This window comes from Neomoorella carbonis (genome assembly GCF_045278715.1).
In the GTDB taxonomy this organism is placed as follows: domain Bacteria; phylum Bacillota; class DSM-521; order Neomoorellales; family Neomoorellaceae; genus Neomoorella; species Neomoorella carbonis.
This window is the reverse complement of sequence record NZ_CP136420.1, coordinates 2624913-2639478: the sequence shown is the minus strand read 5'-3', so window position 1 is coordinate 2639478 and position 14566 is coordinate 2624913. Positions and strand designations below refer to the sequence as shown.

11 protein-coding genes are annotated in these 14566 nt (G+C 56.6%); 7 read left to right on the top strand and 4 right to left on the bottom strand.

What is annotated here, in order from left to right:
• Nucleotides 1-78 precede the first annotated feature (78 nt).
• The 4 genes from MCACP_RS13360 to MCACP_RS13345 all read left to right on the top strand — a co-directional run bounded on the left by MCACP_RS13360 (nucleotide 79) and on the right by MCACP_RS13345 (nucleotide 6454).
• The gene (locus MCACP_RS13360; protein ID WP_406677236.1) at nucleotides 79-1038 is read left to right on the top strand and encodes an LCP family protein; all 960 of its coding nucleotides are present in this window, start codon (nucleotides 79-81) and stop codon (nucleotides 1036-1038) included.
• A gap of 155 nt (nucleotides 1039-1193) precedes the next feature.
• Nucleotides 1194-1925: a WecB/TagA/CpsF family glycosyltransferase gene (locus MCACP_RS13355; RefSeq protein WP_406677235.1), complete on the top strand. Its 732-nt coding sequence runs from the start codon at nucleotides 1194-1196 to the stop codon at nucleotides 1923-1925.
• A gap of 88 nt (nucleotides 1926-2013) precedes the next feature.
• Nucleotides 2014-5721, top strand: a complete 3708-nt coding sequence (locus MCACP_RS13350; RefSeq protein ID WP_406677234.1) for a S8 family serine peptidase — start codon at nucleotides 2014-2016, stop codon at nucleotides 5719-5721.
• A gap of 130 nt (nucleotides 5722-5851) precedes the next feature.
• Entirely contained in the window at nucleotides 5852-6454 is a 603-nt protein-coding gene (locus MCACP_RS13345) for a Uma2 family endonuclease (protein ID WP_406677233.1), read from the top strand.
• Between the two features lie 23 nt (nucleotides 6455-6477).
• Here the strand turns inward: MCACP_RS13345 and MCACP_RS13340 are convergent, their stop codons facing one another.
• Nucleotides 6478-6666, bottom strand: a complete 189-nt coding sequence (locus tag MCACP_RS13340; RefSeq protein WP_406677232.1) for a hypothetical protein — start codon at nucleotides 6664-6666, stop codon at nucleotides 6478-6480.
• Between the two features lie 264 nt (nucleotides 6667-6930).
• Here MCACP_RS13340 and MCACP_RS13335 point away from each other — a divergent pair, with 264 nt between their 5' ends.
• Nucleotides 6931-7497, top strand: coding sequence for a hypothetical protein (locus tag MCACP_RS13335; RefSeq protein ID WP_406677231.1), 567 nt, complete (start codon nucleotides 6931-6933; stop codon nucleotides 7495-7497).
• A 23-nt stretch (nucleotides 7498-7520) separates the two neighbouring features.
• Here MCACP_RS13335 and MCACP_RS13330 read toward each other — a convergent pair whose 3' ends face one another.
• From MCACP_RS13330 to MCACP_RS13320, 3 genes are all read right to left on the bottom strand, one after another.
• A complete protein-coding gene (locus MCACP_RS13330; protein WP_406677230.1) occupies nucleotides 7521-8603 on the bottom strand; it encodes a zf-HC2 domain-containing protein in 1083 nt (360 codons plus the stop codon).
• Between the two features lie 11 nt (nucleotides 8604-8614).
• Nucleotides 8615-9217 (bottom strand): sigma-70 family RNA polymerase sigma factor, encoded by a 603-nt coding sequence (locus tag MCACP_RS13325; RefSeq protein ID WP_406677228.1) that lies wholly within the window; start codon nucleotides 9215-9217, stop codon nucleotides 8615-8617.
• 371 nt (nucleotides 9218-9588) lie between these two features.
• A complete protein-coding gene (locus MCACP_RS13320; RefSeq protein ID WP_406677227.1) occupies nucleotides 9589-10515 on the bottom strand; it encodes an Rpn family recombination-promoting nuclease/putative transposase in 927 nt (308 codons plus the stop codon).
• Nucleotides 10516-10827: 312 nt separating this feature from the next.
• Here MCACP_RS13320 and MCACP_RS13315 point away from each other — a divergent pair, with 312 nt between their 5' ends.
• Complete coding sequence (locus tag MCACP_RS13315) at nucleotides 10828-11889, top strand: stalk domain-containing protein (protein WP_406677226.1); 1062 nt, start codon at nucleotides 10828-10830, stop codon at nucleotides 11887-11889.
• A gap of 339 nt (nucleotides 11890-12228) precedes the next feature.
• Complete coding sequence (locus MCACP_RS13310) at nucleotides 12229-14511, top strand: copper amine oxidase N-terminal domain-containing protein (protein ID WP_406677225.1); 2283 nt, start codon at nucleotides 12229-12231, stop codon at nucleotides 14509-14511.
• Nucleotides 14512-14566: the final 55 nt, after the last annotated feature.

The window sequence follows — 14566 nt, the reverse complement described above, 5'->3', positions numbered from 1 at the left end:
TTGTCACGGCGAAAAATTTTTGCAGGCAGAGGAACCCGAAAGGATAATTTATCGTCTATAAGTTTGGAGGAAGAGTTCATGGCGACACCAGACCAGTATCAAACTGAATTCTGGGGTGAAGGGTCGGCCCTGGCCAAACGGCGCCGCAGCTCTTTCCCTTTGATTTTGGGTTTAATGCTGCTCGCCTTTTTTACCTTTGGCGTCTTCGCCTTTGCCGGTTACCGGCTGGCCAACCTCTGGCTGACCGGAGACCTGGCTACCGGCCAGGGGAATAAGGACGGCGGCGGCCTGGCCGAGGCGGCACCCGGCCAGCCCCAGACTATTCTCATAATTGGTGTCGACCGTCGCCAGCCCCAGGAGCCTTCCCGGTCCGATACCATTATCCTGGCGGTCCTCGATCCCCGCAAACCCGGGGTTGATCTCCTCTCCATACCGCGGGACACGCGGGTAAAAATACCCGGCCACGGCTATGATAAAATCAATGCCGCCCACGCCCTGGGCGGCCCCCAACTCCTGATGGACACCATCAACGATTTCCTGGGCACCCATATCGAGAAGTATGTGGAAGTCGACTTCCAGGGGTTTGAAAAGATCATTGACATACTGGGCGGCGTCGACATCGATGTGGACAAGCGCATGTATTACCCGGAAGAGGGCATAAATCTCCGCCCGGGCTTCCAGCACTTGAACGGTCACGACGCCCTGGGCTACGTGCGTTATCGCTACGACCCGGAAGGAGACATCACCAGAATCGGCCGCCAGCAGAAATTTATCAAGGCCGTAGTCGACCAGACTTTGAAACTAAGCACCCTCCCTAAAATCCCGAAACTAATCAATGAAATCAGCAAGGAAGTCACGACCAACCTGAGCATAAAGGAAATGCTTTCCCTGGCGCTAAGCATGAAGGATTTAAACGGCAGCGCCGTGACCTCATACATGCTTCCCGGAGAAGGCAGGTATATCAACGGCATCAGCTATTACCTGGTCGACCAGAAGAAGCTGGCGGAAACCCTGGCCGCCATACCCAACCTGCGGTAAAAAGAAGGCCGGTCGCTGCAGGGAGCCTCTCCAGGCGAACTGCCGGTGGGAACGCAGGACCTCCATCGGCCAGGCAGTCGGCAGAGCACCGGCCCTCGCTTAATCCACCGTTTACACCCCTGCTCCCCACCTTTAGCGAAGGAGAAGGCAGTCTTATGTCAAGCTGCTATGTCCTGGGCAACCGGGTCGATCCCCTTACCCTGGCCGGGGCCGTGGCCAGGGTGGCAGAGTTTGTCACGACCGGTACCCCCCACCACGTGGTGACCCTGAATGCTGAAATCGCCTACCGGGCCTACCGTGAGCCGGAGCTCCAGGCCGTCATCAACCGCGCCCAACTGGTGACGGCCGACGGCGCCGGCATCCTCTGGGCGGCCCGCAAGCTGGGAACACCCCTCCCGGAACGGGTAACGGGCATCGACCTCCTCCAGGCCCTGGCCGCAGAGGGCGCCCGCCGGAGCTGGCGCTTTTTTCTTTATGGCGCCGCCCCCGGCGTGGCTGAGGCGGCAGCTGCAAGGCTAAGAAGGGAGCATCCCGGCCTGGTGGTGGCCGGCACCAGCCACGGCTACCTTTCCTCCCGGGAAATGCCGGCACTTATAGAGGCCATCAAAAGGGCGCGGCCCCACATCCTCCTCGTGGGCCTGGGCGCCCCCAAGCAGGAATACTGGATCGCCGGCCACCTGCAGGAGCTCCAGGTGCCGGTGGCCGTGGGCGTGGGAGGCAGCTTCGATGTCCTGGCGGGGCGGGTGCGGCGGGCACCGGCCTGGGTGCAGCGGCTGAACCTGGAGTGGCTGTACCGGGTGCTCCAGGAACCGGCAAGGGTCAAAAGAACGCTGGCCCTGCCGAAGTTTATGCTGGCAGTACTGCGGCAGGCCAGCAAAAAGGGCTGATGCCCGCGCCTGCTACCGGCCGGGCTTGGTTAATCAAACAACAACGGCAGTCTTTTACCGGCAGTTGTACCCGGCAAGGAGTATACATATGGGCGTAAGTTTACATAAAACCAGAACCGTTACCAAGGTGCTTGTCTTTTCTATGTTTCTGCTCCTGCTGGTCCTCCTGGGACCTCCCCCCGGGCGGCAGGGCCGGGGCTTCCTCACCGACCGCGCCGCCGATATTATCGGGGCCCGCCCCCTGGCGGCGCCCGGTCTGGTGGCGCCGGCCGGCCTTACCGGCAGGGGCGAGATTGTGGGCCTGGCCGATAGCGGCCTGGATGCCGGGAGCATCAGCGACATTCACCCCGACCTGCAGGGCGCTCCCGGCCAGATGCCCAAGGTGGTCATGCTCAAGAGCTGGGCCGGGAGGGAAAAGGCCGACGACCCTGTCGGCCACGGCACCCACCTGGCCGGTATTGTTGCCGGCACCGGTGCCGCCTCAAACGGCCAGTACCGCGGCATCGCCCCAGGGGCGAGCATCTATTTCCAGGGCCTGTTAAACTCCAGGGGGGAAATGGCGATCCCTGAAGACCTTTCCCGCCTCTTCCGCCCCGCCTACGATGCCGGCGTCCGCATCCACGTCGACGGCTGGGGCGGCGGCCCCAACGCCTACCGCGACGCTGCCGCCCAGATTGACAGCTTTGTCCGCCTGCATCCCGATTTCCTGCCTATTTTCGGCGCCGGCAACAGCGGGCCGGTCCAGGGGTCCCTAACCGCCGAAGCCAACAGCAAAAACGCCCTGGTGGTAGGGGCGAGCGAATCCGTGCGCCCGGCCTTCAGCCCCGACGCCAACGATGCCCGCCGCCAGGCCGATTTTTCCAGCCGCGGTCCCACCAGTGACGGGCGCTTTAAACCCGACATCCTGGCGCCGGGTACAGGTATTGTCGCCCCCCGTTCCCGCCAGGTGGAGAGTAATTTCCCCTCTAATAATAGCTATAACGTCCAGAGCGGTACCAGCCAAGCGGCGGCTGTGACCGGCGGTGCCGCGGCTATCTTACGCCAGTTTTTGAAAACAAAGGGCTTTGCCGATCCATCGGCCGCCCTGATGAAAGCCGCCCTGGTCAACGGTGCCTGGACACCGCCGGAGGGGCCCATGACCGCTTTTCCCGGCATCCTGGACCTCGCCGGCACGGTGCTGGCCCTGGAGGAAAAGACCATGCATCTGGTGGACGCCGGCGAAGGCCTGGCGGCGGGGCAGGAAATGACCTTTCAGGTCGAAGTGGCTACCGCAGCGGCGCCTTTCAAGGCCACCCTGGCCTGGACCGACCCGGCACCGGCACCTGGAGCCGAGGCCGCCCTGGTCAACGATCTGGACCTCGTGGTAATTGCGCCCGACGGCCGGCAGTTTTTCGGTAATGATTACAGCGGTGCCGGTAAAGCCGATCGCCGCAACAATCTGGAGAAAGTTTACATAAAAGACCCGGCCCCCGGCACTTACATCGTTAAAGTACGGGCCGTAACCGTCAACAAAAGCGCCCTGCCCGGCACCGGACAACCGGTCCAGGATTTTGCCCTGGCCTTCGGCCAGCTCCTGGAGCGGGGGGTTGTCGCCGGTGCTGCCGGCAGCAGCGTAACTTTAAGCGACGGTCGCACCATTACCGCACCGCCCGGGGGCATCAAAAACTGCGTCGACGGCGTAGCGGCGCCGGCCGACGCCGCCCACATCCTGCCGGGCTCCGACGTCTACCTGGGGCCGCAAACCCTGTATATAGCAGGCCGGAGCTGGCAGGCCGCCGGCGTTCAGGCCCTGGAGACCGGCCAGGGTAACCTGTTCCTGGAAATTAACAGCCAGGCCCGCACCGGCGGCTACTACTTCAATCCCGCCGGGAGTCTTTCCGTCAACAACCGTTCCGGCGGAGCCGCGGACCTGCCGCCCGGCTTTTCTCTGGCCGCCACCCTCAATCCAGCTACCCAGACCCTCTGGCGGGTTCTGGCTGGCTACCAGGAAAAGGAAGGCATTCTCGCCCGCATTGACCTGGAAAAGCAAGAACTCTGGCTCCTGGGACGCGATGCCCCCTATACCTTCAGTCCCCATGTCGCCGTTACCTTTGCCGACAAAGTGGTCGACGCCGGCAGGGCCGACCTGCCTTACGGCGCCGCCGGGCGGGCCGAACCAGGGTCCCTGGTGCCGGGTATGGCCGTGCGCCTGGTTCTCGACCCGGCAACAGGCCTGGTGGAATACATCGCTGTGAAAAGGGAGCTGGCCCTGGGACAGGTGACCAGGGTAGACGGCAATAGCCTTACCCTGGCCACCGGTGCCAGCTATACCCTCTTCCCCGGCGCGCCCATAAAGCGTGACGGCGAGCCGGCGCAGATGGCCGCCGTCCACCCCGGCGACTGGGCGGTCCTGAACTTGATGCCCGGCAGCCGGCAGATAATCGCCCTGACGGCCTACAGCACCGTCACCTACGGCCGCGTCCTTTATGTGAGCCCGGACCGGCGGCGCCTCTACCTCATGGATTACGCCAATCAGTTCCGCCTCTTCGAGCTGGACGACGGCACCCAGGTCTTCCGCTGGGGCCTGCCGGTTGACGCCGTCACCCTGAGTACGGGGGACTGGGTGCGCCTGACGGCGGTGCCCGGCCAGGAAAAAGCCTGGCGGGTTGATATAGCTAGCCAGGTTACCGAAACCGAAAAAGTCCTGGCCGGCGTCGACGGGCAGCATGGCGTCCTGCGCACCGCCGACGGCAGCAGCTACACTTTAAGCGACCGCACCCTGGTTACCCTGAACGGCTACCGGGTGGACGCCGCCGGCCTGCCGGCCTGGGTACCCGTGACTCTTACCCTCCTGGAAGGGCCGGAGGGGCCCGTCCTGGCTCAGGTGACAGCTGCGAGCCTTCCCGGCAGCCGGCCGCCGGAACTGGCCGTCTCGGTGCTACCACGGGAGGCCGGCTTCCTCCTTAAAGGGACCACTAGCGCCAGCCGCCTGTACTTAAACTATGATGACGGCAGACAGGAGATAATTCCCCTGGATGCCAGGGGGAATTTCCAGCGGCCCCTGCCGGCCGGGGAAAAGGGCGTTCTCCTGGTGGCCCTGGATCAGGCGACGAGCGGGGTGACGGGGCAGAAAATCGACCTGGAAAGCGCGGCGGAAGAGGGCTTTTGGGACACCCGCGGCCACTGGGCGGAAGCAGACATCAAAAAAATGACCGCCCGGGGCATCCTGGCGGGCTATGAGGACGGCAGCTTCCGCCCGGACCTACCGGTAAGGCGGGTGGAGCTGGTAGCCATGCTGGCCCGCCTGGCGGGCTGGGCGTCCGGCGGCGGAGAAGCCCCGACCTTCAGCGACGCGGCCGCCATCCCCGCCTGGGCGCAGGGCGTTGTGGCCGCGGCCCGGGTCCACGGCCTGGTCGTCGGCTACGAAGACGGCACCTTCCGGCCGGACTTGCCCGTCAGCCGCGTGGAGGCGGCGGCCTTTTTCACCCGTTACCTGGAGATAGTAAGTAAAGGCACCGGGAACGGCAGCGCCGCAGACGAGGCCGCCCCTCCCTCCGGAGCGACCGCGCCGCTCCCGGCGACATCCCCGGCCGGGCAGGCGGGATCTTCTCCGCTGGGTACATTTGGTACGCCCGTCTCTTCTACTCCAGCGGTAGCCGATATCTTCCGCGACTGGAACGAAATCCCGGCGTGGGGCCGGGAGGCCGTGGCCCGCGCCTATACAAAAGGCCTCATGCGCGGCGTGGCGCCGGACGTCTTCGCCCCCCTCTCCCCCCTCACCCGCGCCCAAGCAGCGGCTGTGCTGTCGCGAATGTGACGGGAACCGGAGCAACCCTAGCTTTGTTTAACCGCCCAATTTCAGAGCCGGCCTCGGCATCCTTGCTGGCAGTTTAAGGTAATGCTATACTATAATCAGCTAAATAAACAATAAAAGGCAGGTGAAGGGGATGGACATTGCTGCCACCGATGATAAACAGAAATATACTTATGATGACTATATTCGTCTGGATGACGAAAATCGTTATGAGGTGGTAGAGGGGGAGCTGTTGTTGACACCATCGCCGGGTTTTAAACACCAGGATGTTGTTAGGAAACTCGCAGGTTTATTATCCGCCTGGACAGAAGGACAAAACCTGGGAGTGATAATCACGGCTCCCTTTGATGTCGTCCTTGCCCGGGACACCGTCCTCCAGCCTGATATTGTTTATCTAGCCAGAGAGAATTTCCATCGCTTAACAAATGCCTGCCTCCAGGGAGCGCCCGACCTGGCGATAGAAGTAATATCACCCTCTACAATTCGCCTGGATCGCATACGCAAAAGCCGTCTCTACCTGAAATATGGCGTCAAAGAATACTGGCTTGTCGACCCCGAAGGCGGTACGGTAGAAATTTTTACAAATACTCCTGAGGGCTGGCGTCTGGCCGGAACTTATAGCCAGGAAGAGATTTTAAACTCCCCCCTGCTACCGGGGCTGGCAATAGATTTAACTGTCGTCTTTACCTACCCCCAGGGCTTGTCATCCTACATTTCACGGCCTTCCTCAGAATAAATAACAAGGGACCTTGCGGCCCCTTATTTAGTCTCCAGCCATAATATGATCGTGTGCTGTTTTGTTTCCTGGTCCCAGGCGCTTAGCTGCTCTTCAAGGGCCTTCGCTTCCCGGGTGAGCTTTTCCTTTTCCACCGAGTCGGTGGCGGCGTTCACCTGGGCCACCTTGGCCTGATACTGCTCCAGGGTGGCGCTGAACTGCCAGGGGCACACTGCCGTGTGCCGGATTGCTTTACCGGCAATTTTACGGTAAGATGAAATACAAAGGCAAAGGGGTGATAATATGGACCCCAAACCCCGTCCAAACCATCATATATACATAGAAATTTTACGAAAAATGTCTCCGGAACAAAAGCTAATAAAAACATTTGAGCTTTCCCAGTTGGGCAAGCAACTTTTTTTACAAGGCTTACGTCAAAGATATCCTGAACTGCCGGAAACAGAAATAAGAAAAATATATCTGGAGCGTATCGCTAAATGTCACAACAGGAATTATTAATAAAAGTTATTAATACGCTGGAAAGTACCGGCATCGAATATATGCTCACTGGTTCGATTGTTTCCAGTATACAAGGCGAGCCCCGTTTAACACATGATATCGATATTATGATTTCCATTCCTAAAAATGCCGTTAAAGATCTAGTGGCCGCTTTTCCTCAACCTGATTATTATTTAGACGAACAAAGTATTTTAAATGCAATTGAAGAAAAGGGCATGTTCAACCTGATTGATACTAACGAAGGTGACAAAGTAGATTTTTGGCTTCTTACCAATGAACCTTTCGATCGCTCCCGTTTTAAACGCAAGGTAATCAGCGAGTTTTTTGGGCACAAGGTTTTTATTTCCAGTCCTGAGGACACTATATTAGCGAAGCTAAGGTGGGCAAAGCTGGCCGGCGGCAGCGAGAAACAGTTAACAGATGCTTTGCGCGTATATGAAGTACAATTTGGCAATCTGGATATGGAATACTTAGAATCATGGGCCAGAGAATTAGGCGTTGAAAATTTATTAGCGGAGATTAAATCCAGAAGCAAATGTATATAATTTAAGGGACCCTCGCGGGTCCCTTATTTCGTCTCCAGCCACAAGATAATGGTGTGCTGTTTCGTTTCCTCTTCCCAGGTACTGAGCTGTTGTTCCAGGGCTTTAGCTTCCTTAGTGAGCTTCGCCCTCTCCTCCGGGTCGATGGCGGCGTTCACCTGGGCCACCTTGGCCTGATACTGCTCCAGGGCGGCGCTGAACTGCCGGGAGAGGTCCTGGACGTTGGTATTTTGGGCGGTCACCTGGCCCACCTGGCCCAGGGCGGACAGGAGGGACGCGGCCCTGCCTTCCGCGACCTTAAGGAGATAGATGGCCCGCTTATCCCGGCCGTCGTCCTGGTCGGCTATCGTCTGGACCGCTGCGCCGCTGGCGGCCGCCAGGCCCAGGGCCTTCGTCTTGGCCCCGGCCATATCCTCGACGGCGATTTTCAGCATGGTGCTGGTCGCCTGGCGCCGGTCGCTCAAAAAGGTGCGCGCTACGTAGGGCTCGGCGCCGGCTACCCGGGTGGGCCGGTCGCCGCTGCCACCGCCCGTCGGGGTGCCGGCCCCGGCAGGGGGTTCGGCCCCGCCATTACCGCCGATAGCATTAGCGGGCGCCGTCCCCTTTTCAGGAGTTGCTCCCTCGTCCGGCTTGGTCCCGTCCTGCTTTACCTCCGGGCCGGTGGCCCCGCCGGGCGTCGCCGGCGCGACTGTATCGGCTCCCGTACCAGGCGGGAGGTCGACGGCGGCTGTTTTGCCGCCGTTATCTTGTTGTACGCCGGCTACGGTTATAGGCAAGTGCTGCCACAACCCCCGCGCGGCATAACTTAAGGAACCGGCGGCCAGCAGGGCTACGGCCGCGGCGGCGGCCACAAGGCGCCGGATACCCTGCCAGGATCGCACCCTTTGCCGGGCCGCCAGCCTGGCGTTAGCTGCCGCCAGAAAACCCGGCGGCGCCGACACCGGCGTCCCCAGCCCCCGCAGGGCCCGGGATATATCCTGCCACCGCTTCCATTCCGCGCAGCAGTCCGGACATTCCTCCAGGTGCTGCCGGAAAACCTCTCTTTCCGCCGGGGAGAGCTCCCCGTCCAGGTAGGGCGAGAAGAACTCCCGCGCTTCACGGCATTGCATAACCCCTCACCTCAAGGCCGCCTGTGCTCAGGCGGCTTCTCCTCAACCATCTGCATTACTTTCTCCCTCATAGCCTGCCGCGCCCGGTTGAGGCGCGACTTCACCGTCCCCGGGGGACAGTCCAAAATAGCCGCGATTTCTTCATAGCTGTAACCCTGGAGTTCCCGCAGCACCAGCACCGCCTGGTATTCCGCTGGCAGCTGCCTTAAGGCCCTGCGGACAAAGCCCTTCAGCTCCAGCTCCTCCACCAGTTCCTCGGGGTCGCCACCGGCGGCGGCCACCTCCCTGGTGACTTCGCCTTCCCCCGTGTCCAGGGGGGCGTCCAGGGAAACCGCCGGGTGGCGGGCCGTTTTCCGGCGCAGGTTTAAAAATAAATTTACGGTGATGCGGTGTAACCACGTGCCCGGGTCGGCCTCGTAGCGGAACTTATCCAGCCCCAGGTAGGCCCGGACGAAAACCTCCTGGGCCAGGTCCTGGGCATCGGTGTGATTGCCCGTCAGCTGGTAGCTCAAATTATATACCCTATCCTGATAGGTCAGGACCAGTTCTTCGAAGGAAACAGCGCCATTCTTTTTGCCAGGCGCTTTTTTACTCCCAAGGTTCAAGAAGAACACCCCTGGAGGCCCGGTATTCCCCGGACACTTATTAGACAACATTGAAGGACAAAAAGTTCCCATTTTGCAATTTCTAGTATATTATAGCCGCAGGTCCCCCGCAAGCTGGCAAACAATGTATTTAGATTTTCGCTTTGCCGCCAATTTTCTCTTGCATAACTTATTTCCGTTGAATATCTTATGTATTTATTCCCTGTTAAATATAACTTAATTGCTTATCCGGACCCACGCCGTACCATCTCCGCTTTCACTCCGTTTTATGAACTATTGAACCATAAAGTTATATTTAATTTTGTTCTATGCAGTCATAAAAACAAGGGACCTCGCGGTCCCTCATAGTGACTAAAGCCAATACCTGTCTCTGACCCGCTTCATCCCACGCGGCCAGTTGCTGATCCAGGGCCTTCATCTCTCCGGTGAGCTTTTTCTTTTCCACAATTTTCCAATTGCCTTCTCAGGGCATTTATCTCTTTCGGGCCAAGTCCGGTAGCCTTGATAATGGTGTCAATGTCTATGTTGAGCAGCAGCAAGTTTCTGGCTATTTCCTGTTGAGCTTCCAGCTTGCCTTCCAACTTGCCTTCCAACTTACCCTCCAACTTACCCTCAATCTTGCCTTCCATTTTGCCTTTCAATAAAGCCTGCTGCTGCATCTCTGCCAGGGTTAATTCCAGGTTGTAAATCATCCGTCCCACCAACTCTTCCGGGCGCATCTTCTGGTCCAGGAGAAAGACACCGGCGATCAGGTTTGCCGCCCTGATAAGTTCTTCTTCGCTGTAACGGTTGACGTCAAAGAGAAGATAGCGGAAGTCCAGGAGATGCCCGCTGAAATCCTGGTAACTGTCCAGCATTTCTTTGAAGGAGAGCGCCGCCGTCCAGGAGCCGGCTCCGTTGTAGAGCACGGCCGGGATGATGGGCGGCAGGCGGAAAGTCTTGCTCTCCCGCTCACCCTGCGGGGTGTTGTTGTAGATTTCCCGCCAGATCTCTACCATGTAAAGCAATAGACGGAAGGGTATCAGGTAGTCTACCGTTGACTGCAGCTCCAGCAGGACGTAAAAGATGACGTTTTTATCCCTTTTTTTAAGCCTGTAGACGACATCGGCTTCTTTCTCGCTGAAATCCTGGAGGACGTAGGATTTGTTCACCAGGATGAGGTCGTCGGCATCAATGGTTTCTACCCATTTTTCCCGGACGAAGGTCTTTATGAGTTCCAGGAACACCCTTTTGTCGGATAGAAGTTGCTTGTAACCTTTGTCATGGGGGTGATAGGGATGCTCCGCCTGCCCTTCGTTTTCCGGCATGGAAACATCTTCTTCCGGCTATCATTATACCATATCTTTGGGGCAAAAGATACTTTCAGGAAACCCTTAAATAACAAGGGACCTTGCGGTCCCTCACTGCGTCTAAAAGCCGCCGGCCCCCACACCATACATTCTCCGTTTTTACCCTGTTTTAAATTTTGCTGCTAATTTGTTTCGTTACGCCCGGCCGTTCTTACTGGTCGCGGTGCTGTTCATTTACCGCCCGCCAAAATTTTCCCGGGCAGGAGGAAAAATGGTGCGGTATGGAGAAATCTCTCAAATATGGCGAAAACCAAATTGGGGGGATGGTAATTGTCGAAAAAAGGATTGCTGGCGGCGTTGCTCGCCCTGGCGCTGGCAGTGGCGGCTGGGGGAACGGCTGAGGCGAGCGTGGGCAGGAAAACACTCAACGTCGACTACAACAACGTCAAGCTCAACGTCAATGGGACCCTTGTCAACGTGCAGCCGGAGCAGGAACCATTTATCGTCAACGGAGTGACCTTCGTGCCCCTGAGACTGGTGGCCGAAGCATTGAATTCGAATGTGGACTGGCAGGCCGACACCAGCACCGTGGTCATCAACAGCAAAACTTCGCCGGAAGTCATCAACCTCAAAATGCAGCTGATCGAGAAAGACAAGGAGATCCAGAGCCTGCAGCAGCAGGTGGCCCAGTTGCAGCAGGAGCTGGCGGCTAAATCGAGCGCCGGGCTGGACGACCTGGAAGGCGATTTGAGGGATACATACAAAAAGATCGGATATGTTTATCTTGACAATCTGAACCTCAGCGGCGATTCCGACAACGTCCGGGTTGAAGTTCTGGTAGACCTTGATGACTACGGTGACGAGTGGGCCGACCTGAGTAACAGCAAAATTGAGAGCTGGCTGGATGATGTGGTGGGAGCTATACAGGATAAATTCTCGGAAGACACGGCAGTCAGCGGCGAGATTATAAACAGTTATAATGACGACGTCCTGGTGAAATTTAGTAAAGACGGCGACAACGACCTGGAAGTCGACTACCGGGACGAAGATTACCGTGATAGCAGTGATCCTGATGCGGCCATTGACGAGCTGACGGGCAAGAGCTACTACGTGGAAGACATCAGGTTCGCCGTGAGCGATGCCAGCTATTCCGAGAGCAGCGACAGGGCGACCGTCTACCTGAAGGCCAAAACCAGCGGCGCCGGCGACGCCTGGGATGAACTGAGCAGCAGCACAATCGAAAATGAAGTCCAGGACATTTGCGAAAACGTGGTCAATGTGTTCGACGACGCCGGCGTTAGCCTGAAGGAAGTGCGGGCGTATTTTTACGATAGCGATTCCAGCCTGATAGACAGCTTCACCTATGACGTAGACGATGAAACCCTGGATTGAAACCTGAATAAGCGGAATTGAGACGCGGTGGAAGCGGGAAAACCCGGCGCAAAAAAATTTCTTCCGGCCGGGAACTTTTCGCCCGGCTTCGGTGTCTAACTAAATGACTGGTCGAGGAAAAGCCGCCCAAACCAGCAGGAAAACTGGACGGCGGCGTAGAATATTCCTTACCTGGGGAACTTTCCCCTTTTCGGAGCATCAGCCGCAGTCTGAAGACGCAGCAATGGTCGCGAAACTAGCATTAAAGGAGGGATGCGCCGGGCACCAAGGATACCCGGGCCGGAAATTAAACAGTAAGCCGCCCTACATACGGGCAAAAATCTCAAGGAGGGAAAATAGTTGTTAAAGACGAGGAAGAAATGGATTTCCATCCTGCTCACCCTGGCCATGCTGGTGGGCCTGATGGTACCCTTTGCCGGGACGGCAGGGGCTGTGGGTACGGTGTATACATCGCTTGAAGTACCCCCAGTTGAAGATGATACTGATAATGCTAGCCTGGGTAGCTTCCAGATCGAAATTGATCCCCTATATATAGAGGGAACTACTCATGAAGCGTGGGTTGAACTACCTTCAGATTTTGAGATCAATCAGTTGTCAGTTGCAGGCGTCACCTATTCGGTATATAGCGGTGCACCTGCTAAAACGGTTGCAGTAAGTTTACCTAATGGCGCTGGTAATGTTAATGTAACACTTAGTGATTTTAATGAACGGGGCTTTAAAATTACATTAAGTGATGCTGGGGTAACAAATGACGGCCAAAAGTTCAGGGTAAAAATTGGTTTTCCGGATGTAAATATTCCAGCTGGCGTTGAAGGCGATATTAAAGCCACCATTACGAACATTAAGGGGCAACTGGTAAGCGGATCCGTTGTAGTGGCCACGACAAGCGGCGGTGCCTTAAAAGTTGCCGTGTTGGATAGCAACACCTTCTCCGACGCGGGTGATACTGAAGGCGTGAAAATCCGCGTTGAAGAAACTGTTGCTGGTAAATTAAAGGCTAATGACAAGTTAAAATTAGAATTGCCTGATGGCTTTGAGTGGGGAACTCCTGGAAGCCCAACAGTAGTATGGGGCGACATTGGTAGCTTACATGGTAGTGTAAACGCAAACGGAGATGGAAGCAAGATTAGTATTACGCGCAGTAGCGATAAAGATACCCTGGAAATTTCCATTGTTAACGATGTATACAAATCTGATGCTAGATCTGCCTTTGAATTTAGGGCGCCTATTGTCGTTGCCGATACTGACGATGCAAAATATGGAGACGTCATAGCCAAAGTCAAGGGTGATTACGACGTAAGCCCGAGCGAGTTGGTAGTAGGTACGTATGGCGATTTTCAAGTACAGGTCGAGGCTGAAGATCCTGATATCGTTGCTTATGCTGGCCAGAACGATCAGGATGTAAGCAATATAGTTATAAAAGAAAGCTTGAAAGAAAGTCTATTAGCAGGCCGGACCATTACTATTACTTTGCCAGAAAATGCCCGTTGGTGGAAAATCGATGATCAAGAAGTGAAACCCGGTGATACATTAACGGATGTTGCTGACGATAACAGCGTTTACTTAGATTTTGCCGGTCTACAAGGTACTGATGATAGAACAGCTAAGTTTACAATCAGGGGCAAGTCTACAGATGCTGCGGAACTGAAGATCGAAAATATTAGTGTAGCCCTAAAAGCTGGTGTAACAGGTGACTTGGTAGCTAAAGTAGCTGGTAGCCAGGGTGTGTCCGGCGAAATCACCTTAGCAAAGGTTGTTAATCCAGTCGAAGTAACAGCGGAAAAAACCAATGTTCAACTTGGTAAATTTGAGCAAGCTGCTGGTAAAATAACTATTACTGAAGCTGCAGCAGGAGCTATTGATACAGATAATGGTAACAACGCCCTTGAGATAAGGTTGCCTGATGGCATTAAGTTCTCCTCCAAACCTGACGTTGAAGTAACAAAAGGCGATTTGGAGGTTGAAAGCGTATCGTTAGCTCAAGACGATACGGTTTTAAAGATTAAATTTAAGGATGACAGCAACGAAGCCAGCACAATTGAAATTAGTAACATTAGTTATGACGTTGATCGAACCTTTGGTGAAGGCGACATCAAAGTGGAAGTAGGCGGACCAGCTCTAGTACAGACTGACGGGATCGATTACTCGAATAACACTTGGAGCGAATCCTATGATGGCTTCTTTGAAGACAATGACTATGTTGCCAAGGTAGTCAACGCCACCTGCGTGACCCCGGCTCCCGTTGGGGCCAAGTACTCCGCTTCCTTCGTGATTGGCAGCACCACCTACACCGTTAACGGCGTTCAGAACACCATGGACGTTGCCGCCTACACGAAGGACGGCCGCACCTACCTGCCGGTGCGCTATGTGGCCTACGCCCTGGGCATCACCCCGGAGAATATCCTCTGGGACGGCAAGACCGCTACCTTCATCGGTGAGGGTCGCGTGGTCCAGGTGACGCCGGGCAGCGCAGTGCTGACCATCAACGGCGCTCCCGTTACCATGGACGTAACTACGGACCTGGTGAACGGTCGCGTGATGGTGCCCTTCCGCTGGGTAGCCCAGGCCTTCGGGGCTCAGGTGAACTACGACGAAGCCACCCAGACGGTGAGCATTAACTAAAAGCTGTTTCAGTGAAAGGGTAGCTGGCGGAACCCGGATCCACAAGGATCCGGGT